Raw genomic sequence first — 22,745 nt, forward strand, 5'->3', positions numbered from 1 at the left:
CGGGCCGCACCGCACCGAGTCGCGAGACGCGTCCTCCTCCGTCGGGCGCTCCTCGACCAGCGGGACGCCGCGACGCGACCCCTACCCTTGCGGTCCGACGGTCGGCGGCGGGTCGTCGGGCACGAGCTCGCCGCCGAGTTCGAGGGCGAGGGCATCGGCGTGGTTCGCGAGGTTGCCGCCCCAGTCGGGGAAGGTGTCGCGGGTGTAGGTGATCGCGACGGCGACGGTGACCGAACGGCCGTCGTCGGCCCGCGAGGCGGGCAGCGTCAGGACCGCCGACGCGTACCCGCCGAACAGCGGGGTCTGCTTCACCCAGTCTCCGACGAGGATGGTGCCGAGCCCGTACGACCAGTTCTCGGTGAGCGTGCCGCAGGCGCGGCATCCCTCGACGGGGTGGCCGAACCCGATGAGGTCGGGGGCGATGAGCTGCTGCCACGAGTCGGGTTCGAGCAGGTCGCCCCGGCCGACGATCGCGTCGAAGCTCGACGCGATGTCGCCGATGCTGCTCGTCTGCACGGCTCCTTCGGGCAGGGTCCACGACGGGTTCCACCAGGTCGAGTCCTCCCAGACGCCGCGTTCTGCGGTGAAGGCGTGCACGACGGGGTCGGGGATGGCGGTCCCCTGCTCGGCGACGGTCGCGTCGAGCCCCAGCGGTTCGAGCACGTGCTCGGCGAGCAGGTCGGCGAGCCGCTCGCCGGTCGCGGCTTCGAGCACGAGGCCGAGCACGATGTAGTCGCTGTGCGAGTAGTCCCAGTTCTCGCCGGGTTCGAACGAGCGCGGTGCGCCGAGGCTGAAGGCGAGGAGCGTGTCGTCGGTCCAAGCGTGGAACGGGTCGTCGACCACGGCGTCGATGAATTCGGGGTTCGCGACGTGGTCGGGGTAGCCGGCGGTCATGTTCGCGAGCATCCGCGGGGTGACCCGGTCGGCCTCGGGGAAGTCGGGCAGCCACGTCGCGATCGGTTCGTCGAGGTCGACGACGCCGTCGTCGACGAGCCGCATGAGCAGGGTGCTGAGGTAGGTGATCGCGACGGCGCCGTTGCGGAACCGGCCGTCGAGCGTCACCGGCACCCCGCCCATCGCCTCGCCGATCGCGGTCTGCGCGACGACCTCGCCGTCGATGCGGATCTCGGCGATGAGCGACCCGAGCGAGTGGGTTTCGACCGCGCGGGCGGCGGCCTCGTCGAGCAGTCGCTGCACCGAGGCATCCGTCGAATCGCCCGGCTCGCTCGCGTCGCCGGTCGGGGATGCACCCTGCGTCGAGCCCGGCGGCTCGCCTGGGGCGGTGCATCCGGAAAGCAGCAGAGCGGATGCCGCGAGCGCGACGACGACCGTCGCGTAGCCGCGCCTGCGGTGCGTCTGCATCGACTCCTCCGTACGGTCGCCCGCTCTCGCCGGAGGATACCGCCGCCGCGGATGGGCCGCCAGTCGACGTCAACCATCACTTGACAGTCGGATCGGCGTCAATCTACGGTTGACACATGACCTCCTCCCCGAACCGCCTCCTCATCACCGCCTGGGCATCCGGATTCGGTGCCCTCATCGCCGGCCTGGCATGCACGCTGGTCAGCGCGTTCCTGCTCGACGGGTTCGCGGGCGGCATGCTCACGGGCGTCGGAATCGTGCTGCTGTGCGCGGCAACGCTCACCTTCGGCGGCACGCTCGGCGCACTGCGGCCCCGCGGCTCGTCGCATGACGGCATCGGCGAGACCGGCGCGGGTGAGACCAGCACGGGCGAGACCGGCGCACGCGAGACCGGCGCGGCGCAGAGCCGACGCGGCGACCAGACCCGCACCTGGTGGCTGCCGAGCCGCGACGGCGACCGATGAGCGCCGTCGGCGACGCGATCGCCCGTGCCATCCTCGACTCCGTGGCCGTCGAGGGTGCGCCCGACGGAGCGATCGCGCCCGACGACCACCTCGCACTCATCCGCGCCAGCGCCGACGCCGAGCTGGAGGTGCGCTCGGTCCTGCGGCAGGCCGTCGAGTCAGCGCGCGCGGGCGGCGTGAGCTGGAGCGCGATCGGTGCGGAGTTGGGCATGACCCGCCAGGCGGCGCAGCAGCGCTTCGGAGACACGACCCAACCGGATGCCTCCGGCGAAGCCGGCACCGAGTACCGCTGGCTCGGCCCGGTGACCGCGTTCGACGAGATGCCCGAGCTCGCGCTCGCGGGCCGTGCCGGCTGGCGCACCGTCGAGGCCGGGATCCTGCGCCACCGCATGCTGCGCACCGACACGCAGTGGGAGCACAAGCGCGTCATCGGCCGCGGCCCGACACGCCGCGAGGAGGACGAGGGCTGGATGCTCGGCTGCGCGATGTTCCCGTGGGTATATCTCGTGCGCGACCTGGGAGTGCCGGCGGAGGGGTAGCGGCTTGGCCGGGCGCCTACTGTTCGGCCACTCTGGCGTTCCGCAGCCTCGTCGGGCGTCCGACTCCAGCAGTCGTTCTTCCACGAGCAGGCGCGGCAGTGTGCGGCGAGCGTATGGGCCAGTACCAGTTTGGGAACGATGAGTGGATCCGGAATCCGATGTCGAACTCCGAAGCCTTCATCAAGACCGTCCGAATCAGAGTCGGGGTCCGGATCACTCGTGGGCGAAATGGATCCAACGGGTCCCGGGATGCCTCCCGGTTTGACGATGCTCGAGGACTTCGTAGGTCGACGAAATGTGCACGTCCCGCCAAACGAGTTCTTCGAGCTCGCTCTCGATCTCACGCATGTCGGTCTCATCGTCTTCCGTTCGTTGGGAAAGCTGGAAGATGAGCTGGACTTGCTCCCGATTGATCGAGACGCCGATCGCGAGAGCGTGAGGCGGGACCACGCCGAGCATCGCGTGCACTGCCTGCGCGACGATGTAGTTGTCCCAGTTCGGAACATGTTCGAGGTCGTCGGGTGAGGCGTACTTCATGGCTTCCATTCTGGATTGTGAGGGACGACGCTCGGAGCCTTCGTCCCTTTGATGAAGAACACGTCGGTTTCCTGGGCGTCGTAACCGTTACCCGGGCTGACATTGAAACCGGTGACGGTATGCGAGCGGACGACGATGTCTCCGCTGGCTTTGGTACCGTCGGGCGCTCCTCAACCGGCGGGAGTTCACATCTCCCAGAGCGCGCTGATCGGCACGGCTCGATTCTTCGGTCCGAACGCCAGTGTCTCGGTGCCCGTGTACAGCACGATTCCCGCAACCAAGTCGCCTCCGACGCGCTCGGCGAGATGGTTGATGCCCTTGAAGTCGTCGGGCCTCGCAGTGGCAGAGGATTTGACGTCGATCGCAACGACGCGTCCTCGCCGGTCTTCGAGCACGATGTCGACTTCGACCTTGTCTTTCGTTCGATAGTGGAACAGCTCTGCGCGCACATTCGACCAGGTCAGTTGCCGCGCGATCTCCATGGTGACGAATCCTTCGAGCAGCCCTCCCAGCGGGCTGTCGATGCGGCGCAGGCTCGCGGCATCCTGACCGAGAAGGTTCGCCGCGATACCGGAGTCGACCATGGCCGCTTTGGCGGTCGAGACCGCACGACTGCTGAGGTTGCGCGACCAGGCGGGAATGCGCTTGATGAGGAAGACTTCCTCGAGAAGACCGAGATAACGGTTCACCGTCGTCTGCGGCAGACCGATCTCGCCGGCGATGGATCCTGGCACCAGCAACTGCCCTGACCGTGCGGCGAGCATGCGGATGAGCGCACGCATCTCGGGGCCACGCTCGATCTCCGAGAGCTGGATGACATCGCGGTTCACGATGTCGGCGACATAGTTGTCGAAGAACGTCTCACGCCGCCGCCCCACGCGCGCGACGGCTTCGGGGAACCCGCCGCGAATGACGCGGTCGATGTACCCGGTGCGCTGCTCGAGCGAGCCATGCCGCAGGTCGACACCTTGGTCGAACACCGCGTCCACGAATCCATCAGGAGTTCCATCGATCTCACCCTGCGCCAGCGGCCACAGCTCGATCGTCTCCATGCGCCCGGGCAGCGCGTCGGGCACGCCGCGAAGCCCGAGTACCCGCGCCGATCCGGTCAGCAGGAATCGCCCGGGGCGTGGGTCGGTATCGACGACTTCCTTGATGGCCAGGAGGAGCTCGGGCACGCGCTGAACTTCGTCGATGACGAGCATCTGGTCATCGCGCACGAACGAGGTGGGGTCGAACTCGGCCGCATGACGGGTAGCGGCTCGATCAAGGCTGCGCCATTCGGCGCCCCGGTCGGCGCCGATTTGCGCGACGATGGTGCTCTTTCCGCACTGGCGCGCGCCGTTGATCAGCACGACGCGGGTATCGGCGAGCGCGTCCTCGACCGCTCGATGCGCGTGCCGCGGGAGGATGCGCCCGATTGGGGATGAAGGAACAACGGATGCCACGGTTCAATAGTGGCACGGTTGTGCAAGTTTGGTCGCCCCTGCCGTGCAAGTTTGGTCGCTGCCCTGTGCAAGTTTGGTCGCTGGTGAGGTGACCGTTTGGTCGCTGCGGTTGCGGAGGTTGGGTCACGAGGTTTCGAGACGCGTCCGACTCCGTCGGGCGCTCCTCAACCAGCGGACGGTGGCGCTTCTCAACCAACGGACGCAAGGGAGAATCGGCCGGCTCAGCCGACCTCGGCCACCTCGACGCCGGCGTCGCGGGCGGCTCGGGCGAGCCGATCGTCGAGGGTCGCGAGGCGGGCGCCGGTCGTCAGCGCCGCGTCGAGCACGCAGCAGTCGGGGAGCTTCAGGCCGGTTTCGACCCGGATGCGGGCGAGTCTCGCGGCGCTCTGCGCCGGAGGCATCCATTCGGCGATGCCCAGCGCGGTGATCGCGTGCGCTGCCGCTTCACCGCGCCCGACGCGGACCGGCCCGACGAGCACTTCGGTGAGGGTCAGCGAAGGGATGAGCAACGACTCGGCGAGGTGGCCGCGGAAGAACGCGGCCGCCCGCGCATGATGCGGGTCGTGGGAGGCGAGGTGGGCGATGACCACACTCGCGTCGAGCACGATCACTCGGGCCACTCGTCTCGCAGCCGCTCGAGATACCCCGGTTCGTACGCGATGTCGAACGCGCCGGAGGTCAGGTCGACCGCGCCGAGTCGTGCGCGATCGGCCTCACCCTGCTGCGACTCGAGCGCTGCGACCGCGGTCGCGAACAGCCGACTGACGAGCTCGGGACGCGGGACGCCCGGCCAGCGTTCGGCCGCGACGTGCAGTGCGTGCTCGATGCTCGGCGTCACCGTCACCTGGAACCGCGGAAGCGTCGTGGGCATGCTGCCGAGTGTACCACCTAGGCATCCGGTGACACACTCGGCTGAGCTGCGCAGCGCCGCAGGTAGAGCCTGCTCATGGCGACCGACATCACCCTGTACCTCGGCGATCACCCGGCTCCGGCGAGGCACACCTTCTCGGATCAGGCGACCTGGCAGGGTGTTCGATCGCAGATCGAGGCGGCGATGAAGGCCGGCCACGGGCTCATCACGGTGCCCGGGCCGAAGAGCGGCAGCACCACGTACGTGTACAACGCGACGCTGCGCGTCGTCTGGGTCGAGAAGTCGGCGTAGGCCTGCGTAGAGGGCAGGCCCGGCGAAGTCCGGCAGCGCCCCCGAGACATCCTCGGCGCTACGCTGGCGCCATGCCCGCCGATCCGCGCGATCCAGTCGGTTCCCTGCTCGAGGCCGTGGTCGACACGGCACGCGAGGTGCGCGGCGGCGAGGTCGCCGCATACATCCCCGAACTGGCGAAGGCCGATCCCGACCGGCTCGGCATCGCGCTGGTCAGCACCCGCGGCGTCGTGCACGAGGCCGGCGATGCCGGCACGGAGTTCACGATCCAGTCGGTGTCGAAGCCGTTCGCGTTCGCCCTCGCGGTCGACGCGCTCGGTCTCGACGAGGTGACCCGGCACGTCGGCCTCGAGCCGAGCGGCGAACCGTTCAACGCCATCAGTCTCGACGCGGCATCCGGTCGCCCGCTGAACCCCATGATCAACGCGGGCGCGATCGTCGTGACCTCCCTGCTCGCCGGGCCCGATGCGGATGCGGACGAGAAGTTCGCGACCGTGCGGGCGGGGCTCGAGCGCTTCGCCGGGCGCGACCTCGTCGTCGACGAGGCCGTGTTCGCCTCCGAGGCCGAGACCGGCGACCGCAACCGCGCCCTCGCATTCCTCGCACGCTCGGCGGGCACCCTGGGATCAGCGGTGGATGCCGCGACCGACGCCTACTTCCGCCAATGCTCGATCGTCGTCACCGCGCGCGACCTCGCGATGATGGCGGCGACCCTCGCGACCGGCGGCGTGAACCCGGTCACCGGCGAGCGAGTCGTGAGCGACGCCGCCGCCCGCTGGACGATCGCCGTGATGACCAGTTGCGGCATGTACGACGCATCGGGCGAGTGGCTCGTGCGCGTCGGCCTGTCTGCGAAGAGCGGCGTCGGCGGCGGCATCGTCGCCCTGGAGCCCGGTCAGTTCGGCATCGGCACCTTCAGCCCGCCGCTCGACGCGCAGGGCAACAGCGTGCGCGGCGTCGCCATGCTGCAGGCCCTGTCATCCCAGTTCGGCCTGCACCTCCTGGGGCACCGCACCGAACCGCTGTCGCCGATCGCCGCGCTCACGCCATCGGCGGATGGTTCGGAGACGGTGGCGGTGCTGCGCGGCGAGCTGCTGTTCGCAAGCGCGGAGGAGGTGCTCGCGCGCCTCGCTCCGATGGTCAGCGACGACGGATGCCTCGTGCTCGACTTCGCCGCGGTCACGCGGGTGGCGCCGGGCGCCGCGGAGCTGTTCCGGCACGTACCGGAGCGGGCCGGCCTCGGGAACGATGGGCGGCCGCGAGTGGTGGTGCGGGATCCGGAAGGGGTACTTGCGTCGGGACAGGCGCACTCGTAGAGAGCTGGAGCAACCCGACCACCACCCATGCGATGAGGAGCGCGAAGAGAATTCGGAACCGGTTGGCCGCCGTGACCACTAGCCGAAAGTACTCTAAAAATTTTAGAGTAGCTTCATGTCGACGAACGAGACCGATCGAGCGCTCGCCGCGGACATTCATGTTCGTGGAGCCGAATTGGCAGCTCTTCCCGAGGACCAATGGTTCGAACGAAAGTCCGCCCGGATCGGTGCGCGAGAACTGGCGCAGACTCTGTGCGCCTTCGCCAACGCCGAGGGCGGCACGATCGTCGTCGGGTTGCACAATGGGGTGGTCGAGGGAATGCCGGCCGACCCGAAGCACGTGAACGCGCTACGGCAGGCGTCGCTGGATTTCACCTCGCCGCCCGTTCGCGTGCGAATCGATCAGGTCGGTTGCGTCAACTCGCGCGGCGAGATGAGTGCACTGCTCGTTTTCCGCGTCCTGCCTGGTGAGACGGTGCACGAGATGTCGAACGGCGACTGCTATCTGCGGGTGGGCGATGAGAGCCGTCGACTCGGCTTCGCTCAACGACAAGAGCTCCACTACGACCGCGGGCCGTCGCAGTTCGACGGCGCACCGGTCCGGGGCGTTTCCGTCTCCGACCTGGATGCCTCGCTGCTGAAGCAGTACCGCGAGAGCGCGGGCTTCTCGGGCACCAACACCCAGCTCCTCCGCAATCGCGGTCTGGTCACCCCTGATGATGAATCGGTCACGACTGCCGGCTATCTGCTGTTCGCGCCCGATCCTACTGAGCGCCTTCCGCAGGCGGTCGTGCGCGTCATCCGATATCGCGCCCCGGATCGTGGAACAGGTGCTGGCCTCAACGTCGAGGCAGGCCACGACGTGCGTATCGAAGGACCGATCCCGCGACTCATCACAGATGCTCGCCGCGTCATCGAGGACTGGCAACCGAAGCGTACCGCCCTGGACGGAACCGGGCGGTTCAGCGAGCAGCCGGTCGTGCCGCCCGACGCGTGGCTCGAGGGCTTGGTGAACGCGGTTGTCCACCGCTCCTACAGCCTGGGCGGCGACCACATCCGTGTCGAGATCTTCCCCGACCGGATCGAGCTCACCAGCCCCGGGCGATTCCCCGGCCTCGCCGACCCCACGGCTCCACTCGAAGTGAGCCGCTACGCACGCAATCCCCGAATCGCGCGCGTCTGCACCGACCTCAGACTCACCCGCGAACTCGGCGAAGGCATTCGCCGCATGTTCGACGAGATGCGTTCACGCGGCCTCACCGATCCCGTGTACACGCAAACGGCCGGCTCGGTGAAGCTCACCCTCTCGGGCGTCTCGCGCATCTCCGATTCGATCGTCGCGCGACTCCCCCGGGGTTCGCTCTCAACCCTCAACGCACTTCGTGCTGCCCGCCAACCGCTCGGCACCGGCGAGCTGCAGGAACTGCTCGATGTGAGCCGCCCAACGCTGATTCGGCAGCTGAACGCCCTGCGCGAAGAGGGGCTCGTGAAGTGGACCGGCAAGTCCAAGCAGGACCCGAGGGCGATGTGGGTGGTGGAGGACTGACCCACTTACGAAGGCGTTGCCATTCCGGTGCCGCGAAACTGGCTTGCGTCACCAGCGATGACGGACGTCTCGCAGCGGGACTCGGCCCCAGACTGGGGGCGTTGCACCCGCCAACCCCGACGCAGATGCCGAGAGACTTCGAGTATCCACTGACCCCCACGCTGCGGACGGCACTCGTGATGAACGGACCAGAACCGGCGACGCCGTACTTCTCTCACGTGCCGCAGCCGAGCGCGCCCACGCCCATCCCGTCGACGAGCCCCTGAAGGTTCGGCCGTCCGGCCGAATCCCGACACCACCGGCGCTCATCGCGCTGTACAGTCTGTGCGCGGTGCCGGGCGTCGTCGTGGCGATCATCCAGGCGATCCACCAGAACGCGTACTACCGGGGTGGGGGCGGTAGTGAGTCGACAACGCGCGGCCGTGTGAGCGGTTCCCGTCCGCATATGCGGCGATCGCGCGATTATCTCGGGACTCAGAACGGAGCCCGGCGAATCCTCACAAACCGTGCAGCTTGCGCCAGAGCCGTGAGCGATCAAGCGGGTCGAAGCCTGCGTCGCTCTCGATGAGTCGACGGAGCAGCGGATAGAGCTCGGGGCGCACTCGACCGAGTTCCGACGCATAGGGCGACGTCGACGCCTGGTCGACGATAGACCGCGCCCAGAACCCCCAGGTGTTGTCGGTCACGCGGCCGAGCCTACGGAGGTCGATTTCGTCCTCGCAGAGCTGAAGGTAGGCGGTAATCAGGGGGCGATCCGTGCGCCGTCCTCGTCCCTCCGTCACGAATCCTGGACTCCGCCGGTCCATCAGTTCCCAGTATCGCTGTACGTAGATCAGCTCGAAGTCGCGGTGCATTTGCCTGCTGTGGAACAGGAGCTGCCAGGCCGCGAACACGATCGCCAGAGCAGTGAGAGCCTGGACTACTACCGAGAAGACCTCCACTGCGCACCCTCCGCTCAGTAGGCCCTCGCCCATGTACGTATTTCGAGCGTACTGGGGCAGGTCGTGCCGGAGGAGGACGTCTCCTACCGACGGACAACGTCAACTATGTCGAGCCGGCACGCCCCCTTTCGATCGCGAGCACTCGTTCGATCTCATCGACGACCACCGCGGGATCGTCGTGTCCCATCGGCGGACAACGATCCAACCCGCCTCGACGAGCTGTCGATCCGTATCGGCGTCCCGCGTTCGGCGCAGGCTAGCCAGCGCGGTGCGGGAGAGTCAGAGCGGAGTCGGTCGGCTGATGCCACTGTCGAAGGCAGTGCTCGACGCCAGCGTGGTGGAACCCCGAGCGAACGGGCCCAGCTCGAGACATCCACGCGGCTGAGCCGTGAGGGGCGCGAGCGAGCCCGAGCTCACCGACTCGAACCGCTCGCTCATCGCGATCAGTCCCCCAGATCGCGGCGCGTCCAGCGGCACTTGCGGCCGAGCCGCCGGCTCACCGCCCAGGGGCGCGCCGCGAGTCACCGTTACCGCGGTGCTTGTGCGGCTTGCAGAGCTGGCGGCCCTTGTGACGACGGTGCGGCGAATGCGCCATCGTGACTCCTTCCCGGATCCGACTCCCGCCCGGGCAGGCGGGATAGGAGGGGTGGGAGCGTCAGCGGCATAGCGCCATCTTGACACCCGATCGAGGTCTCGGTGGCCCCTGACCCCCGGAATGGGGCGAACTCCGCGCGCATCCGCGGAATCACGCGGATCGCGATGCATCCGTGAGCGTGCTCGACGGTCTCGAACACCCTTGAGCACCTTGCGATGTCAGCCCGTGCCCGTACCGTCGATTCGCTGCCCACCGTGGCGGCTACACAGCAACCGCACCCGAGAGGAACCGACCATGTCCGACCCCAACACCCCGCAGTACCAACCCGGCGACGTCGTGAACGGGCACCGCCTCACCCAGCAGTCCGACGGCTCGCTGGCATGGGTTCCCGTCGACACGGAGGCTGCCGCGCCCTCAGCGCCTGCGGCGCCGACGGAGCCTGGGGCGCCTGCCCACGTCGAAGGCACCCCGACTCCCACAACCGCCCAGCCGAAGTCGCGCACGTGGCTCTGGATCACGCTCGGCGCGATCGGCGCCGTCGTGCTGCTGATCGTGCTCGTGGTCTCGATCGGCATCGCGAACCTGCCCCGTTCGGCCGAGGCGGCGAAGCCCGACCAGAGTGCCGGGCAGCGCGCACACGACGAAGACGAGCAGCCAGAGGCATCCGAACCCGCCGAACCTGCCGCGCCGAAGGTGCAGGATCTATCAGTCGCCGGCACCGCCTTCGGCGTCGACACCGACCTGGGCTGGGGCTGGTACGCCGTGACCATCGACAACCCCAACGTCGACTACATCTTCACGAGCGGATTCACCGTCGAGGCGTACGACGAGGCCGGCGTGCTGCTCGACTCAGACACCACATACACGACGATCCTGTCGGGCCAGACCGTGCTCACCGGCAATTTCATGCAGCTCGGCAACGGATCGATCGCTCGCATCGAAGCACGCGGCCCTGCCGCCTCGGGTGCCACGTACTCGGCCGCCGCGAGCACGGGGACCTTCACGGTCGGCAACCTGGCGGTGTCGCTCGAGTACGAACCGTACTCGAAGGTCACCGGGCAGATCACGAGCACGTTCGCCGAAGACCAGGACTTTGTGCAGATCGATCTCGTCGCACGTGACGGCGCCGGCACGATCGTGGGCGTGAACTCGACCTATCTGGACCGACTGCCTGCTGGTGGCACAGCCCAGTTCGAGCAGGGATTCTGGAAGATCCCGGCCGGAGCGACCGTGGAGGCGTTCCCGCACCTCTGACCCGAGGGGTGGGCCGTCGGGCCGGCGGCTATGGATGTCGCCTGCCGCGGATTCGGCCCCGGCGCCCGAGTGAATGCACGAACCCGTCGGCTTGCCGGATCTCGACGTGTGCGTGTGGCATTCCTGCCACACAAGTAGCAGGAATGCCACACGGCCCGTCTGCGCGTCACCCCTCGAACGGGTCGGGCTCACGCCATCCGCTGCGGTGGCCCTCGGAATCGGAGACTGAGCCTGCCCGGGTTCCCGGCTCCGATCGGATGCCTCGGCGGGGCCGCCCACGCTACCGGCTCACCGCCCCGCCCTCCCCCGCCCCGCCGCAACCAACCGTTCCAACTCCGCCACCCGCGCGAACACGTCGCGGCGCTGCACCTCCGTCCACACCGGCACAGGTTCGGTGAACGTCCGATCCCCCGGCGCCCAGACGGTGACGTTGATGTGGCCGCTCACGGTACGCCTGCGCCACAGCAGGAACAGCAGGTTCAGCGGGAAGGTCCAGATGAACAGGATGAGCATCGCGATCGCCCACCCGTTCATCCGCGACGTCGTGTCGCCGAGCATCGCGACGGTTCGGCGGGTGCCCGTCTCCTCCTCCCCAGGCGCCTCCGCCGAAGGACGACTCACAGGTCTGCGCCGACACCGGGACTGCGCCCGAGCACCGGACTACTCTCAGCGAATGCTCATCGACTCAGGCACCGATCTTCTCCAACTCGCCCTTCCTCACCTCGAGTTCACGAGGGAGCGCCGCACACTCATCGCGATCGCGATGGACGACGACCTCGCCCTGTGGAACCTTCGTCTGGTCACGAACGAGTACGACGGGAGTCTCGAGCGGTGGATCCCACAGATACTCGATGCGGTCGACGAAGACTTCGTGCGGTACTTCGCGACGGTCGAGAGCCTCCCCGATGACCGCGCGCGTCAACACGAGCTGATTCTGGGCCCTACCGGGGATGCGGTTTCACATGAACTCGCCGAGGCGGCTGCACAGCGGGATATGCAGCACATCAGCCATCTCTTCGTGGGACCCGAGATGTGGTGTTCGACCGGGCCGATGTACCGGTTCGCGACCTATCCGTTAGCCGATCTGCCGCGGCTTCAGGTCGTCCGGCCCGAGCGGTTCGCTGAGCCTCGCTCCAGCCAACGAAAGGTTTCTCTCGGGCGACTGCCGCTGCATCTTCCGCTCGACGATTCCCTGAGTCAGAATTCGACCGTAGCCTGACTAACCTTGGTCAACTAGACTGGCGAATGTGGATGAGGAGACGGTGAACATCTACGAGGCGAAGACGGGCTTCTCCCGGCTCGTGCGACGCGTCGAGCAGGGCGAACGCGTGACCATCAGTCGCGACGGCCGCCCGGTCGCCCGACTCGTTCCGATCGAGCCCTCACGCGAGGCGCGTCGTCCGGGTGCCTGGCGCGATCGTGTGACCATCGCCGCGGACTTCGACGACTTCGGCCCGGCTGATGGACGCGACTGGTACGGCGACGACGCATGAAGGCGTTGCTCGACACGCACGTGCTGCTCTGGTGGTTGAGCGATGATCGGCGCCTGACCCCCGACCATCGAGCGATCATCGCCGACGCTTCGAACGACCTACTCGTCTCGGCCGTCGTGGTCGCCGAGATCTCGATCAAGGCGTCGCTGGGCAAGCTCGACGTGCCCGACGACCTCGAGAACGTGATTCGGTCGGGCGGGTTCGACCATCTCGACTTCTCGACCGCGCACGCGGCCGCGCTCCGTGATCTTCCCTGGCATCATCGCGATCCGTTCGATCGCATGCTCGTCGCGCAGGCCCATGTCGAGGGCATCCCACTCCTGACGACTGACGCGCGCATCCGCGATTACCGCATCGCGGTGCGGTGACACTGACTCCTCAACTGATCGTCGACCCCGTCTGCCCCGTCGCCCGCCCCGCCTCGACCAACCGCTGCAGCTGCGCGATGCGCGCGAACACGTCGCGGCGCTGCACATCCGTCCAGACCGGCACGGGCTCGGTGAAGGTGCGATCGCCGGGCGCCCACACGGTGACGTTGATGTGACCGCTCACGGTACGCCGACGCCACAGCAAGAAGAACAGGTTCAGCGGGAACGTCCAGATGAACAGGATGAGCATCGCGATCGCCCACCCGTTCATTCGCGACATCGTCTCGGACTCGTCGTGTGTCGCGAGGGCCACCTCGCCGAGCGACCACGTGCCGTCGGGCGTGACGATGCGCTCGCGCGTCGCGTGGATGTTGCCGATCGACACGAGGCAGGGCACGGGCGCGGCTGAGTCACCGGAAGGCTGCAGGGTCACGACACGACGGTAGCGAACGGGTCGGGTGCGCAGCATCCGCAAAGCATGGCCGGATGCCTCTGAGCCGGGCGTCGTCCTCCTCCTCGACGGTGCCGTTCCGCTCCTGTCAAGTCCCTGGCGGCGAGGCATCCGCGGGCGCAGCATGCTCCTACGACGAGAACGAGAGGAGCACGCGATGTCCGATCTCAGCCCCGGGCCGTTCACGCCCGAACCCGACCCGACCGACCTCGACGGGCCCGGCAGCGGCGCCCGCTTCGGCGACGCGACCGCTCTGCCGAACGACGACACCACCGCAGCCGGAGCTGAGTCGGGAACGCAGACCAGCGATGCATCCGTGCCCGACGACGCCGGAGGCACCGCGCTGGAAGGAGCCGACCCGACCCCGCACGTCGAGGCCGACATCCTGCCCGATGATCCCGAGGCGCAGAACCCGCAGCGCGCCTGAGCGCGCCCGAACCGCACCCGAGTCCGAGAACGAGAACAGAACCGACCGAAAGGAACCGCACATGTCAGACCCCGCCGACTTCACCCAGGAGAAGCACGACAGCGAGCACACCCGTCGCGGCGACGCCGCCGACGAGGCGCGCGAGGACGTCAACGACGCCTTCGACACGCAGGAGCCGGGCGTCGAGCCCGAGCCCTTGACCGAGTCCACCGACGGCGGACTCGACGGCGGCGACCCCGGCGTCGAGGAGTAGCCGCTCGGCTCATCCGGGTCGCGCGCGGCGCACGACGCAGCGCGACCAACGTCAACCCACGAGCGAAGGAGCATCCGATGACCGACCACGCGACCGACGGCCACGACCACGAAGACAACGCCAAGGCCAGCCGCGCCGACCTCCCGGTGACACAGGTCGACGACGATGAGGTCGCCTCGCACGACCCGGGCGGGGACGCGCCCGATGGTCAGGGTGTCGGCATCGCGGGCGGAACCACGCCGCACGCCGACGCACCGGCCGAAGGCACCGACGAAGAGCGGCGCGTCTGAGCGCGTGAGATTCCGCCCTCGCGATGAGGGCGGTCAGACGTCGAGCCTGACGTCGGCGGCACTTCTCACACCGCCGACGTCAACGCCGACACCGCGCAGAGCCCGCCCGCGACGACGAAGATCGCCCACGACGGGTGCCGCCCGCGCGTGTACACGATCGGCAGCAGCGCGCACGCGATGAGCGTCCACCCGATGCCCGCGACGACCGTCTGCAGCGAGGCATCCACCCCGATCAGGACGAGCGCGAGGGCGATCGCGATCGCGAGCACGGATGTCACGTGCCACGCGAACCGGATCGTTCCCGCCGCGACGGAGCGACCGCCCGCGATCGGCGGCAACCGTTCCTGCGCGAGCAGGAACCCGATGACATGCCGCTCGCCGAGGATCGAGTGCGCGATCCCGAGAACTGCCATGAGAATGCCCGCGGCGATCAGCATTCGCCGATCCTCTCAGCCCAGCAACCCGCGTCGGGCGAGGCTCGCGAACAGGTCGGCGATGCCGAACTCCCACGGCTCGACGGTTTCGCTGAGGTCGACGCGGTTGGCGAGGCATCCGAGCCGCGGTTCCGAGATGCGCACGACGTCGCCGAGGCGGTGCGTGAACCCCGCGCCCGGCTCGCCGCGGTCGACGATCGGCGCGAACAGCGTGCCGAGGTAGAGCACGAACCCGTCGGGATACCGGTGGTGGGCGCCGATCGCCTGCGCGACGAGGTCGGCGGGGTCGCGGCTGATCTCGGCGAGCGGACTCGTCGCCGACAACGCGAACCCGTCGTCGCCGGCGACCTCGAGCGTGACGACCGCGCGCCGCGCGTCGTCGAGCGTGTACGCGTCGTCGAACAGCCGCAGCAACGGGCCGACCGCCGCCGAGCCGTTGTTGTCCTTCGCCTTGCCGAGCAGCAGCGCCGACCGGCCCTCGATGTCGCGCAGGTTCACGTCGTTGCCGAGCGTCGCGCCCACGATGCCGCCGCGCGAGTTCACGGCGAGCACGAGCTCGGGCTCGGGGTTGTTCCAGTCCGACCCCGAGTACACGCCCACGTCGACGCCCGTGCCGACCGTCGACAGCACGGGGGCTTTCGTGAAGATCTCGGCGTCGGGCCCGATGCCCACCTCGAGGTACTGGCTCCAGAGGTCGCGGTCGACGAGCAGTTCCTTCAGCCGCATCGCCTCGGGCGAGCCGGGCACGAGGTCGGCGAGGGTGCCGCCGATCGCGGCCAGCACCTCGGCGCGGATGCCCGCGGCCTGGTCCTGATCGCCTCGCGCGCGCTCCTCGATCATGCGCTCGAGCATCGACACCGGGAACGTGACGCCCGCGGCCTTCACCACGTGCAGATCGATCGGGGAGAGCAGCCACGGATGCCCCGGATCACGCGTCCCCGGAGCCGTGTTCGCGAGCACGTCGTCGAGGGTCGCGACGGTCGGGCCGTCTGCTGCGGCGAGGGCCGCGGCCGGGTCGTCGGCCTCAGTGAGCTCGCGCACCGTCGGGAACGTCGCCGTCACATCGACGAGGTCGCCGCCGCGCACCGCGACGACGCTCGGGCCGCGCACGGCCGGATCCCACACCCGCCCCACGAGCAGGGCTGCCGCGGCATCGTCGGGAAGGGTCGCCTCGGTCGTCGTGTACGGATGCTCCATCGCACGCTCCTCTCCGCGGCGAGCCTACCCACCGGTGGCGGAGCAGCGACCCGACGGCCCGCTTCGGCAGAGCAGGGCGGGGGCGGGGCGGCCGCGGCATCCGGCTCGTGACGCGACCGCACCCGCTCATGCCGGACGCGTCCGGCGTTCGTACGCGGCGTGGCGGGCGTCGAGCCGCGCGATGCGCTCGCGCAGCGCGACGAGCAGCGCGCCGGCCCGCGAGCGATCGCCGACGGTGAGCGCGCCGGCCGCAGCCAGTCGCTTCGCACGGCCCGCGAGCGCGTCGGCGCGGTCGACGGTGTCGCGCCGCCACTCCCGATACGGGCCGTCGGGGCGGCACGCGAGGCGGTCGAAACGGTCGTCGATGATCGCCACGCGCAGTTCGAGCGCCTGCACGTCGGCGTGCAGCCGGCGCCGCTCGGCGGCGAGCACCGGATCGAGCGGCGGATGCGCCGCACCGACGGCGGCGCGCACCGCCACGTGGCTGCGGGCGGGAATGGTGCTGGGGTCGGATCTCATGTCGACTCCTGGGGGACTCCGGGATGTCCCGAAGATCACGACCGTACGCACCCCCTCCGACATCGCGGCCCGCGGGCGATTCGCCGGCCGCCGTGACGGTGGTCGCCGGTACGCTCGGCTCACCCTGACCGGCCGGAAGGACCCGACGTGACGATGACCGCCACCACGCATCGGCCGACTCCCCCGGTCGCCGTCGGCACCGGAGCCGTCGACGACCTCGTCGCCCGAATCCTCGACGCCCGCCGCACCCGCCCGCTCGTGGTGGTGTCGACGCGGTTCGGCGATGCGTCCAGGGTCGGTCCCACCGTGGTCGACCTGGATCGACTGGTCGAGCAGGCGGGCGATCTCGTCGAGGTCGTCGTCATCGAGACCGGCGAACCGACCTGGCGGCTGAAAGAGCTGCTCCCGCACGGGTTCCAGGTGTACGACGGCGCCGCGCGATCGTTCCCGGTCGGCACGACGGTCGACAGCGATCCGCGCGCCTCGCCGTTGCGCCTCGCCTGGCTCGGGGTCGAGCGCGCCACCGATCTCGTGATCTCCGACGCGCTCGCGCATGCGCACGCGGCCGGGCTGTTCGCCGCGGCACCGCGCCGGTCCCGGCCGGCGGCCGGCACGGTGAAGGGCTTCACCGCCGGCGGCACGCGCGCGCTGATCGAGCTCGACGACGGTTCGGGGTTCGCAACGCTCTCGCAGGAGCTGCTGTTCGCGCCGACGCCGCTCGAGTGGACCCTCGACCGGGGCGGCCGGGTTCGCGGTCGACTCGACCTCGACCAGCGCCGGCTCATCGTCGACGAGCACGTGCCCGCGCTCGACGAACTCGCCCGCGTGTTCCCGCACGCGTCGGTGACCCTCGCGCTCGTCGAGCAGGTCGGGCACGAGCATGCCCGGCTGGCGCTGCATCCGCGGGTCGCCATCCGGGTGCATCTGACGGATGTCTCGCCCAATCCGCTCGACCGTCTCGATCTCCTGCTCGTCGAAGGAGAGGTGGTGCCGGTGCGCGTCGTCCACCTGTCCGACGGGCGCCTGCACCTGCGGCTCAGCGACGTCGACGACGACGAGCCGGTGCTGCCTGCCGTCTCGCTCATCGACGGCGGGCCGCCGTGGCTGCGCGAAGGTCGATCGCTGGTCGCCGATGCGGCGCAGCCGGTCGACCTCGACGGCCCGGATGCGGCGGGCCTGCCGGTAGTGACGGCCGAGCCGGTCGGCGCGGTCGAGACGGTCAGCCCGACCGAGCCGGTCAGCCCGACCGAGAAGCTCGGCCCGACCGAGAAGCTCGGCCCGCCCGAGCGGGTCGGCCCGCCCGAGCCGATCGCCACGTTCACGCGACCGAAGCCCGGGCCGGGACTGCGGGCGGTGCTTCCCGCGACGGGGCCGGCTGCCGCCGAGCGGCCGGGAGCATCCGGTTCGCCCGTCGCATCCGGTTCGCCCGTATCATCCGGTTCGCCCGTCGCATCCCGCCCGACCGACGCAGCACCCGTGCCCGACCCGCCCGCCGCACCGACGTCGCGCTCCGCGCTGCAGACCACGCAGGCCGAACTCGCGACCGCCCGCGCTCGCGTGGCCGAACTCGAGCGGCGCATCCACGAGCTCGGCGTCTCCGACTCGGCGATCGCCCGCCTGCACCAGCAGGTCAGGGTGGCCGAGCAGCGGGCGCGCGATGCACTCGCCGAGCAGGGGCGCCTGCAGCGCGAGATCGCCGGGCTGCGCGCGGGCCACGCCGAATCGGCGCGGCGCCTCCGCACGGCGGCGAGGGTGCCCAGGTCGGCCGTCGGCAGGTCGCCGCGCGATCGACGCGACGACTGGCCCGACGCGGAGTCCTGGGTGCGCCACGAGATCGCATGCGCGTGGGCGGCCCGGGTCGCGGCGTTCGAGAAGCGCGAGTATCCGCTGCCCGGGTACCTCGTCGGTGCCGGATTCGCCGACACCCTGTCGGCGCTCGACGAGGGGCAGTTCGACAAGGCGATGAAGGCCGCGGTCGACGTGCTCACCGGCCGGGCGCCGAAGCTGGCCGGTCGCGACCTGCACCGGCTGCGCGCCGGCGAACCCGGCGCGGGCGATCGGCAGCGCGACGACGGTGCAGTCGCGATGCGGTGCGCGATCGAACAGCACACCCCTTCGGCCCGGCGCCTGCACTACTGGATGGCACCGGGCGGCACGATCGAGCTCATCGACGTGCGCGTGCACGACGACCTCGACCTGTGACCGCCCGGCCGCGTGCTCGCGACGCGGTCGCCGGCGACGTGGCATCCGGGTCGCCTTCGAGCCGCCGCCCGACGCGAGAGAATCGACCGGTGCGCATCACACCTCGGCGGCTCGCGATCGGCATGAGCCTGTGGATCCCCAACCTGTTCAGCGGCATCCGGGTGACGCGGTTCGCCGACGACTGGACGAGCGCGACGGTCGAGTTGCACGTGAACGTCTTCACCCGCAACTACGTGAAGACCGCGTTCGGCGGGTCGATGTCGGCGATGACCGACCCGTACTACTTCATGCTCGTCATGCACCAGCTCGGCCGCGACTACATCGTGTGGGACACCCGCGGCGAGATCGAGTTCGTCAAGCCGGGGCGCGGGGTGCTGACGGCGCACTTCGAGGTTCCGCGGGAGAAGGCCGACGAACTCCGCGAACGCGCCCGCGGCGGCGCCAAGGTGCTCGAGTGGTTCGAGACCGAGATCACGGATGCCTCGGGCGACGTCGTCGCACGCGTGCGCCGCGAGGTGTACGTGCGCGAGAAGCGACGGTAGTCGCGCACCGTCCCGTTCGTACCCCGGGGCGTGGAACAGGCCCGACGGCCGCGGGGGAACGGCGGCCGCCGGACGTCTGAGAGTGACCCCGGGCGCCGGGCGGAAGGGGATGCCGAAAGGAAGTGCCACGGCGCCGCATCCGGCGGTGGATGCATCGGGGTCGGAATCGGCGGGGATCGCCATCGCAGGGTGGGGGTGTCGATCGCCGCCTACGGCCAACCTATCGACGGCGGGTGGGTGCGGACTGGGCGGATGCTGCATGAACCCTCGACGGCGTCTGGACGAATGCCGAGACCGCTGCGGTGTTCATCCGCGGTGTTCATCCGCGGTGTTCATCCGCGGTGTTCATCCGCGGTGTTCGACGACCGTGTCGAGATCCTCGCCGAACACGAAGGTCGCAGCGACGCCGCCGCCGCGCAGCACGTCGGGCAGCCAATGCTGCGCGTCATCCCACATCAGCCCGAAGGGCACGTCGTCGAGGGCGATCCAGCGCGGAATGAGCTCACGCGACTCGCGCACCTCGCCCGCGAATCGGCGGCAGCGGAACACCAGCGACTGCTGACTCCACTCCGGCTTCGTCGGGAAGAGGTAGTCGAGCGTGCCCGCGTGCTCGAGGTCGTGCTCGTCGATGATCAGGCCGACCTCTTCGCGGACCTCGCGCACCGCGGCCTGGCGAGCCGTCTCGCCGGGCTCGATCTTGCCGCCTGGGCCGACGTGCTTGCCGACGCCGAGGCCGACCCGCTTCACGCCGAGCAGCACCTCGGTCGAGCCGCCGGTCTCGCGGAGCAGATACACCACGCACACCTGGGGCAAGGCCATGCCGCCATGGTAGGCGACGTCCCACCGGCAGGGGTCGACCAGCTGGGTCAGGAGCGCACGGCGTGCGGCGGGGTCGCGACGTCGCCGACGATCGCCTCGGCGGGGTCGGCGCCGAGTTCGACGATGCGGTTCGCCGCGTCGACGTGCACGATCGCGGGGGCGAACTCCGCGGCATCCACCGACTCGACCGACGCCCACGAGATCAGGATGACCAGATCGCCCACCGCGACCAGCCGCGCCGCCGCCCCGTTCACGCCGATGACGCCCGAGCCGCGCTCGCCCGCGATCGTGTACGTGTCGAACCGCGCGCCGTTCGCGATGTTCACGACCGACACCAACTCGCCGGGCAGGAGGTCGGCGGCGTCGAGCAGATCCTGGTCGACGGTGATCGACCCGACGTAGTGCAGATCGGCGTGCGTCACAGTCGCCCGGTGGATCTTCGACTTCAGCATGGTGCGGCGGAACGCGGGCATCGTTCCATTCTGCCCGAGCCCGAACCGTGCGAGGATCGGCGCATGACCGGGGCATCCGCGATCGAACCGGCCGGGCCGCTGCCCGCCGGGATCACCCTGCGCCGCCCGACCGAGTACGACCACGCCGCGGTCGTGCGCGTCATCCCCGACTGGTGGGGGCTGCCCGCCGCGAGCCACCTGCCGATGATGCTGCCGCGGCTGTTCTTCCAGCATTTCTCTGACACGAGCTTCATCGCGACGGATGCCGCGGGGCTGGCGGGGTTCTTGATCGGATTCCGCTCGACCGCGCAGCCGGGGGTCGCGTACATCCACTTCGTCGGCGTGCGACCCGACCTGCGCGAGGCGGGGCTGGCGCGCACCCTGTACGAGACGTTCTTCGCCGAGGCCCGAGCCGACGGATGCCACCGCGTCGACGCGATCACTGGACCGGGAAACCGGCGGTCGCAGGCGTTCCACGCCGCGATGGGATTCACCGCGACCGGCGACATGGAGGTCGACGGCGTGCTGGCCTGGCGCGACTACGACGGACCGGGCGAGCACCGCGTCACCTTCACCCGCGCCATCTGACGCCCTCCCCCAGGTCGGGCGTTCTCTGCGGGCTCTGCCAGTTCCCGTTTCCGCAAGGCCGCGCCGCCACCATCCGCAGGTTGAGGAGCGCCCGACGGAGTCGGACGCGTCTCGAAACCTGGTGAGGTGCGCCGCGCTCGCCGCCGAGAACATCGCCGCGTACGTGCGGACCCTGGGTGACGCGGTCGGGAAGGCGTGGGAAGAGATCGGGTGGCTGCTCGGGCAGATGGCCGCCGAGATCGTCCTCGAAGTCGGTGTCGGCGTCCTCCTCAGTGTGGTGACCGCGGGGGTGGGGGCTGCCGCGACCGCGGCGAAGATCGCGTTCACCGTCGCCCGCTGGGCGATCCGGATCGCAGAGGTCTGCCACCGCCTCACCACCCTGATCCGCGGCGCCCTCACCGCCGCCCGCCTCACCGGACGCACCGCCGCCCACCTCGTCAAAGACAGCATCGCCGCCGGAGTCGCCGGCGTGGCATCCCAGATCGGGTACAACGAACTCCGTACCGCGATCGACCCGACCTACGAGAGACAGCCCCTCAGCGACATCGCAGCCGGCGCACTCATCGCCGGGGTTGTCGGCGGGGCGGGCGGGGTCGCGAAGAACGTCCCCGCCGCCAAGCACCTGGATGGCACGGAGAACGCGGCTGGCGCGAAGAAGGCCGGCACGGATTCTGCTGACAAAGCGCCCGCTCCCCGTCATCCCCTCGATGTCGGCTTCGGCAAACGCGAGTCGAGCGTGATCACGTTCGGCGGTGTCGACTACCCGAAGACGTCCGCGTCGAACGGGAAGACAACGAACGTCTACGACACGTCGAGCATCGCTGACGCCGACCTCGAACGTCACGTGTGGGCGCACGCCAGGACCCTCGCCGGCGAAGCGCGATTTGAGCAGATGGCGGCGGTCGTATGGACTGCGGTCATGCCGGACGGGACTCACGTCACCGCACGGCAAGTGTCGACGGCGCACATCGTCGGCTCGACCGACCGGGCAAGATGGACGATCGAGCTTTGGAGCGGGACCCTTGACAGGGGCGGGAAACGGGAGCTGAAGTTCAAATGACCAATAACTCGGGTAGGTTTCAGCATCCGACTGCTTTCCAGCTGCAATACATCGCTGAGTACTCCGAGATGGATGACTTGAACGGTCTCTGGCGATGGTTTGCGTCGCGGGAGCCGAATCCGGCCGTCCCTCAGGCCACGGACGACTTCGCCACGCTGCCGTTCGCCGTCCGCCGGGAGGCGTTCTTCTGGACGCTCGAGCAGCTCATCGATCATCGATACATCCGTCTCGAGTACTGGGAGTGGTGGCCGCATGGCTCGGGCCCGGTCGATGGAGGACCGAGCGCGCAGGTCGACGTGCTGCGTCGCGAGTTTCCAACTGACGACATCGGCCTCGACGACGGGATCTGGTTCTTCACACCGCCGTGCCCGGTCGGGTCGAACTGGTACTGGCCCGACAAGGCGGAGCCGCTCCGGTTCATCGCCGAACCGCTCCCCGAAGACTGAGCCGATGGCCATGACCCTTCCCAGCCCTGACGACATGGTC

30 protein-coding genes are annotated in these 22,745 nt (G+C 69.4%); 17 read left to right on the forward strand and 13 right to left on the reverse strand.

The genetic code is table 11. From position 1 onward, the window contains the following. Positions 1 to 81 precede the first annotated feature (81 nt). Positions 82 to 1,362 (reverse strand): serine hydrolase domain-containing protein, encoded by a 1,281-nt coding sequence (locus MTO99_RS11850; RefSeq protein WP_243553822.1) that lies wholly within the window; start codon positions 1,360 to 1,362, stop codon positions 82 to 84. Positions 1,363 to 1,478: 116 nt separating this feature from the next. On the opposite strand from MTO99_RS11850, the gene MTO99_RS11855 reads away from it, so the two are divergent. Together MTO99_RS11855 and MTO99_RS11860 are read left to right on the forward strand one after the other, a co-directional pair. Beyond that, positions 1,479 to 1,826, forward strand: a complete 348-nt coding sequence (locus MTO99_RS11855) for a hypothetical protein (protein ID WP_243553823.1) — start codon at positions 1,479 to 1,481, stop codon at positions 1,824 to 1,826. Next, the gene (locus tag MTO99_RS11860) at positions 1,823 to 2,365 is read left to right on the forward strand and encodes a hypothetical protein (RefSeq protein WP_243553824.1); all 543 of its coding nucleotides are present in this window, start codon (positions 1,823 to 1,825) and stop codon (positions 2,363 to 2,365) included. The genes MTO99_RS11855 and MTO99_RS11860 overlap by 4 nt, the downstream gene beginning before the upstream one ends. Before the next feature lie 213 nt (positions 2,366 to 2,578). Here MTO99_RS11860 and MTO99_RS11865 read toward each other — a convergent pair whose 3' ends face one another. The 4 genes from MTO99_RS11865 to MTO99_RS11880 all read right to left on the reverse strand — a co-directional run bounded on the left by MTO99_RS11865 (position 2,579) and on the right by MTO99_RS11880 (position 5,221). Beyond that, complete coding sequence (locus tag MTO99_RS11865) at positions 2,579 to 2,902, reverse strand: alanyl-tRNA editing protein (protein ID WP_243553826.1); 324 nt, start codon at positions 2,900 to 2,902, stop codon at positions 2,579 to 2,581. Positions 2,903 to 3,087: 185 nt separating this feature from the next. Next, positions 3,088 to 4,350 carry an ATP-binding protein gene (locus tag MTO99_RS11870; RefSeq protein ID WP_243553828.1) on the reverse strand — a complete coding sequence of 421 codons (1,263 nt, stop codon included), beginning with the start codon at positions 4,348 to 4,350 and terminating at the stop codon, positions 3,088 to 3,090. 221 nt (positions 4,351 to 4,571) lie between these two features. After that, on the reverse strand, positions 4,572 to 4,961 hold the full coding sequence (locus MTO99_RS11875) for a type II toxin-antitoxin system VapC family toxin (protein ID WP_243553829.1): 390 nt from the start codon (positions 4,959 to 4,961) through the stop codon (positions 4,572 to 4,574). Continuing rightward, positions 4,958 to 5,221: a hypothetical protein gene (locus MTO99_RS11880; RefSeq protein WP_243553831.1), complete on the reverse strand. Its 264-nt coding sequence runs from the start codon at positions 5,219 to 5,221 to the stop codon at positions 4,958 to 4,960. The genes MTO99_RS11875 and MTO99_RS11880 overlap by 4 nt, the downstream gene beginning before the upstream one ends. Positions 5,222 to 5,296: 75 nt before the next feature. Here MTO99_RS11880 and MTO99_RS11885 point away from each other — a divergent pair, with 75 nt between their 5' ends. The 3 genes from MTO99_RS11885 (at position 5,297) to MTO99_RS11895 (ending at position 8,374) form a co-directional block, all read left to right on the forward strand. Next, complete coding sequence (locus MTO99_RS11885) at positions 5,297 to 5,512, forward strand: hypothetical protein (protein WP_243553833.1); 216 nt, start codon at positions 5,297 to 5,299, stop codon at positions 5,510 to 5,512. A gap of 71 nt (positions 5,513 to 5,583) precedes the next feature. Beyond that, positions 5,584 to 6,828, forward strand: coding sequence for a glutaminase A (glsA, locus tag MTO99_RS11890; protein WP_243553835.1), 1,245 nt, complete (start codon positions 5,584 to 5,586; stop codon positions 6,826 to 6,828). 115 nt (positions 6,829 to 6,943) lie between these two features. Continuing rightward, a complete protein-coding gene (locus MTO99_RS11895) occupies positions 6,944 to 8,374 on the forward strand; it encodes an ATP-binding protein (protein ID WP_243553836.1) in 1,431 nt (476 codons plus the stop codon). Between the two features lie 497 nt (positions 8,375 to 8,871). Here the strand turns inward: MTO99_RS11895 and MTO99_RS11900 are convergent, their stop codons facing one another. Beyond that, positions 8,872 to 9,315 carry a hypothetical protein gene (locus MTO99_RS11900; protein ID WP_243553838.1) on the reverse strand — a complete coding sequence of 148 codons (444 nt, stop codon included), beginning with the start codon at positions 9,313 to 9,315 and terminating at the stop codon, positions 8,872 to 8,874. Positions 9,316 to 10,204: 889 nt separating this feature from the next. Between MTO99_RS11900 and MTO99_RS11905 the strand changes: the two genes are divergently transcribed. Beyond that, positions 10,205 to 11,164: a hypothetical protein gene (locus tag MTO99_RS11905; RefSeq protein WP_243553840.1), complete on the forward strand. Its 960-nt coding sequence runs from the start codon at positions 10,205 to 10,207 to the stop codon at positions 11,162 to 11,164. 288 nt (positions 11,165 to 11,452) lie between these two features. Here MTO99_RS11905 and MTO99_RS11910 read toward each other — a convergent pair whose 3' ends face one another. Next, a complete protein-coding gene (locus MTO99_RS11910; RefSeq protein ID WP_243553841.1) occupies positions 11,453 to 11,677 on the reverse strand; it encodes a hypothetical protein in 225 nt (74 codons plus the stop codon). On the opposite strand from MTO99_RS11910, the gene MTO99_RS11915 reads away from it, so the two are divergent. Genes MTO99_RS11915 through MTO99_RS11925 form a run of 3 tightly spaced genes read left to right on the forward strand, consistent with a single transcriptional unit; the run spans position 11,670 to position 13,025 of the window. After that, positions 11,670 to 12,383, forward strand: coding sequence for a hypothetical protein (locus MTO99_RS11915; RefSeq protein WP_243553842.1), 714 nt, complete (start codon positions 11,670 to 11,672; stop codon positions 12,381 to 12,383). The two genes, MTO99_RS11910 and MTO99_RS11915, sit on opposite strands and share 8 nt — an antisense overlap. 28 nt (positions 12,384 to 12,411) lie before the next feature. Continuing rightward, a complete protein-coding gene (locus tag MTO99_RS11920) occupies positions 12,412 to 12,657 on the forward strand; it encodes a type II toxin-antitoxin system Phd/YefM family antitoxin (RefSeq protein WP_243553843.1) in 246 nt (81 codons plus the stop codon). Next, a complete protein-coding gene (locus MTO99_RS11925) occupies positions 12,654 to 13,025 on the forward strand; it encodes a type II toxin-antitoxin system VapC family toxin (RefSeq protein ID WP_243553845.1) in 372 nt (123 codons plus the stop codon). Before MTO99_RS11920 ends, MTO99_RS11925 begins: the two co-directional genes overlap by 4 nt. A 10-nt stretch (positions 13,026 to 13,035) precedes the next feature. Here the strand turns inward: MTO99_RS11925 and MTO99_RS11930 are convergent, their stop codons facing one another. Beyond that, the gene (locus tag MTO99_RS11930; protein ID WP_243553846.1) at positions 13,036 to 13,458 is read right to left on the reverse strand and encodes a hypothetical protein; all 423 of its coding nucleotides are present in this window, start codon (positions 13,456 to 13,458) and stop codon (positions 13,036 to 13,038) included. Positions 13,459 to 13,633: 175 nt separating this feature from the next. On the opposite strand from MTO99_RS11930, the gene MTO99_RS11935 reads away from it, so the two are divergent. The 3 genes from MTO99_RS11935 (at position 13,634) to MTO99_RS11945 (ending at position 14,446) form a co-directional block, all read left to right on the forward strand. Beyond that, a complete protein-coding gene (locus MTO99_RS11935; protein ID WP_243553848.1) occupies positions 13,634 to 13,903 on the forward strand; it encodes a hypothetical protein in 270 nt (89 codons plus the stop codon). A gap of 61 nt (positions 13,904 to 13,964) precedes the next feature. Further along, complete coding sequence (locus MTO99_RS11940) at positions 13,965 to 14,156, forward strand: hypothetical protein (RefSeq protein ID WP_243553849.1); 192 nt, start codon at positions 13,965 to 13,967, stop codon at positions 14,154 to 14,156. Positions 14,157 to 14,233: 77 nt separating this feature from the next. Next, positions 14,234 to 14,446, forward strand: a complete 213-nt coding sequence (locus MTO99_RS11945) for a hypothetical protein (protein WP_243553851.1) — start codon at positions 14,234 to 14,236, stop codon at positions 14,444 to 14,446. 65 nt (positions 14,447 to 14,511) lie between these two features. Here the strand turns inward: MTO99_RS11945 and MTO99_RS11950 are convergent, their stop codons facing one another. From MTO99_RS11950 to MTO99_RS11960, 3 genes are all read right to left on the reverse strand, one after another. Next, on the reverse strand, positions 14,512 to 14,883 hold the full coding sequence (locus MTO99_RS11950) for a hypothetical protein (RefSeq protein WP_243553852.1): 372 nt from the start codon (positions 14,881 to 14,883) through the stop codon (positions 14,512 to 14,514). A gap of 12 nt (positions 14,884 to 14,895) precedes the next feature. Beyond that, a complete protein-coding gene (locus tag MTO99_RS11955; protein WP_243553854.1) occupies positions 14,896 to 16,077 on the reverse strand; it encodes a fumarylacetoacetate hydrolase family protein in 1,182 nt (393 codons plus the stop codon). Between the two features lie 126 nt (positions 16,078 to 16,203). Continuing rightward, on the reverse strand, positions 16,204 to 16,596 hold the full coding sequence (locus tag MTO99_RS11960) for a hypothetical protein (protein ID WP_243553856.1): 393 nt from the start codon (positions 16,594 to 16,596) through the stop codon (positions 16,204 to 16,206). Between the two features lie 147 nt (positions 16,597 to 16,743). Here MTO99_RS11960 and MTO99_RS11965 point away from each other — a divergent pair, with 147 nt between their 5' ends. Together MTO99_RS11965 and MTO99_RS11970 are read left to right on the forward strand one after the other, a co-directional pair. Continuing rightward, positions 16,744 to 18,798 (forward strand): hypothetical protein, encoded by a 2,055-nt coding sequence (locus MTO99_RS11965; protein WP_243553857.1) that lies wholly within the window; start codon positions 16,744 to 16,746, stop codon positions 18,796 to 18,798. 89 nt (positions 18,799 to 18,887) lie between these two features. Further along, a complete protein-coding gene (locus MTO99_RS11970) occupies positions 18,888 to 19,340 on the forward strand; it encodes a PaaI family thioesterase (protein ID WP_243553859.1) in 453 nt (150 codons plus the stop codon). Between the two features lie 345 nt (positions 19,341 to 19,685). On the opposite strand, the gene MTO99_RS11975 is transcribed toward MTO99_RS11970, so the two are convergent. After that, the gene (locus MTO99_RS11975; RefSeq protein ID WP_243553860.1) at positions 19,686 to 20,159 is read right to left on the reverse strand and encodes an 8-oxo-dGTP diphosphatase; all 474 of its coding nucleotides are present in this window, start codon (positions 20,157 to 20,159) and stop codon (positions 19,686 to 19,688) included. A 47-nt stretch (positions 20,160 to 20,206) separates the two neighbouring features. Further along, a complete protein-coding gene (gene panD, locus MTO99_RS11980) occupies positions 20,207 to 20,632 on the reverse strand; it encodes an aspartate 1-decarboxylase (RefSeq protein WP_243553861.1) in 426 nt (141 codons plus the stop codon). Positions 20,633 to 20,674: 42 nt separating this feature from the next. Between panD and MTO99_RS11985 the strand changes: the two genes are divergently transcribed. The 3 genes from MTO99_RS11985 to MTO99_RS11995 all read left to right on the forward strand — a co-directional run bounded on the left by MTO99_RS11985 (position 20,675) and on the right by MTO99_RS11995 (position 22,705). Then, positions 20,675 to 21,199, forward strand: a complete 525-nt coding sequence (locus tag MTO99_RS11985; protein WP_243553863.1) for a GNAT family N-acetyltransferase — start codon at positions 20,675 to 20,677, stop codon at positions 21,197 to 21,199. 121 nt (positions 21,200 to 21,320) lie between these two features. Next, entirely contained in the window at positions 21,321 to 22,259 is a 939-nt protein-coding gene (locus tag MTO99_RS11990; protein WP_243553864.1) for a hypothetical protein, read from the forward strand. Continuing rightward, on the forward strand, positions 22,256 to 22,705 hold the full coding sequence (locus MTO99_RS11995) for a DUF596 domain-containing protein (RefSeq protein ID WP_243553865.1): 450 nt from the start codon (positions 22,256 to 22,258) through the stop codon (positions 22,703 to 22,705). The genes MTO99_RS11990 and MTO99_RS11995 overlap by 4 nt, the downstream gene beginning before the upstream one ends. The last annotated feature ends 40 nt before the right edge of the window (positions 22,706 to 22,745 follow it).

The organism is Agromyces larvae, from assembly GCF_022811705.1.
GTDB lineage: Bacteria > Actinomycetota > Actinomycetes > Actinomycetales > Microbacteriaceae > Agromyces > Agromyces larvae.